Source organism: Thermoproteus sp. CP80 (genome assembly GCF_002077075.2).
In the GTDB taxonomy this organism is placed as follows: Archaea; Thermoproteota; Thermoprotei; order Thermoproteales; family Thermoproteaceae; genus Thermoproteus.
The window spans coordinates 1-1,771 of record NZ_LCWM02000065.1; the positions used below are offsets into that span (position 1 = coordinate 1).

3 protein-coding genes are annotated in these 1,771 nt (G+C 63.9%); all 3 read right to left on the reverse strand.

Annotated features, from left to right (window positions below):
- A partial coding sequence (locus B7L68_RS08350; protein ID WP_238136394.1) for a Zn-ribbon domain-containing OB-fold protein occupies nt 1-247 on the reverse strand: 247 nt, incomplete at its 3' end.
- Nucleotides 244-780, reverse strand: a complete 537-nt coding sequence (locus B7L68_RS08355; protein ID WP_081247197.1) for a Zn-ribbon domain-containing OB-fold protein — start codon at nt 778-780, stop codon at nt 244-246. The genes B7L68_RS08355 and B7L68_RS08350, both read right to left, overlap by 4 nt.
- Nucleotides 777-1,771 (reverse strand): thiolase domain-containing protein (locus tag B7L68_RS08360; protein ID WP_081247198.1); only part of this gene is annotated, 995 nt, incomplete at its 5' end. The genes B7L68_RS08355 and B7L68_RS08360, both read right to left, overlap by 4 nt.

Here is a 1,771-nt window from a genome sequence, read left to right on the forward strand (position 1 = left end):
CCCTCTCCACCACAGTGTATGTCTCCACGACGCCCACGGGCTCCACCTCCCGTAGCTCCTTTACCTCCTCGAAGTCGTAGGGGCAGTACATCTTCGGCGGCATGAAGAGCCTGCCGCACTTGGGGCAGTGGGCCGCCGTGAGCCTGCCTGCCCTCAGCGCCTCCAGCCACCTAGTGCCTATGGGGCCTGCGGTGTAGACATAGGCCTCTATCTCCATCACCTCGGGGAAATGCTTGATGCGCCTCATGGCCTCACCACCTCGAAGCACTCTATGTCTGTTATTGAGCCGGTTCTCTGCTCCGGCGGCCTCCACCTTGCCTTGACCCTGGCCCCGAATATCCTCATGGACTTCACGTCGTCCTCGGACGCTCCGCAGATGTAGTGCATCAGCCCGGGGAAGAAGTGGTCGTCGAACTGGCGGCCAGGCACGTCGAGCTTCACCACGCCCACCGCCACAGGCCTCTCGAGGCGGGCCCTCGTGGCCGATATATAGCTCATGACGCCCGTCACCACGACGCCCTCGTCCCTGGCCTCCACCCACCCGTCGACCTCCCTGAAGCAGTAGGAGCAGTACATGCGCGGCGGCACGAAGACTCTGCCGCACTTGGCGCAGTAGGTCCCCAATATCTTCCCCTCCTTGAGCCCGGCCAGGAAGCGGCCCAGCGCCTCGCCGGTTGTGTATTCATACCGCGCCTTGCCGACCACGGGGAACTCGAACACCGGGAACTCCGCCTTCTCGTACTTGGTGCCCCTCGGGCTTCTGGGCTTGCCGCCGGTCATATCCCCATCACCACCACCGTACCTGCCTGCATTAGGTCTCCCCACGCCTGCGCCAGGCCGGTGTACACCGGCTTCTTAACCTGCCTCTCGCCTGCCTCCCCCCTCACCTGCCAGAATATCTCGGCCACCTTCATGAGGCCCGCAGCGGCTATGGGGTTCCCGACTCCGAGCAAGCCGCCCGATGGGTTTATCGGCAGATCCCCATCCCTCTGCGTCACCCCCTCGCGCGTAAGTACAGGCGCCTCGCACTTTTTCGCGAGGCCCAGCCCCTCCATGTGGTGGAGCTCCTTGTAGTCGAAGGGGTCGTAGGGCTCAGCCACGTCTATCTGCTTCCTGGGGTTGTCTATGCCGGCCATGCGGTAGGCCATCTCCGCCGCGCGGCGGACGTACTCCGGATAGGCCAGGTCGCGGTTAGTCCAGTGGGTGGTGTCCAAGGTCCAGCCGATACCTTTAATCCATACGGGGGTGTCGGTGATGCGCCTCGCCTCCTCCTCGGAGGCCAGCACAACGGCGGCGGCCCCATCGCTGGTGGGCGAGATGTCGAGCAGCTGGACCGGCCACACGAGGACCTCGCTCTTGAGCACGTCGTCCACGGTTATGTTGGGCATGCAGAGCTGGGCGGAGGGATGGCCGCAGGCGTTGCGTTTATTCTTGACTGACACCAGCGCGATGTCCTCCTTCTTGACGCCGCATTTGTGCATGTATCGGTGCATCTCCATGGCGAATATCCATATGAGGTTGGGGTTGAGGGGCTTCTCCACTATGGGGTCCCAGATGTAGCGGAAGACGTACTGGGGATGCGGCCTCGCGGAGTGGCTCATCTTCTCCTCGGCCACGGCCAGCACCCGCTTACACAAGCCGGAGGCCACGTGCCACCAAGCCGCTATGGGCACGAAGACCCCCGTGGCGCCGCCCACATACACCCTGACCGTAGGCTTGTGGATCCCGCCGGCGCCCTCGGCGAGGTACTCCCCCTTCATGTGGACGCCGT

What these genes read in the sequence shown, in the direction of transcription:
- B7L68_RS08355 (WP_081247197.1), bottom strand. Translation starts at nt 780, where the DNA reads ATGACCGGCGGCAAGCCCAGAAGCCCGAGGGGCACCAAGTACGAGAAG.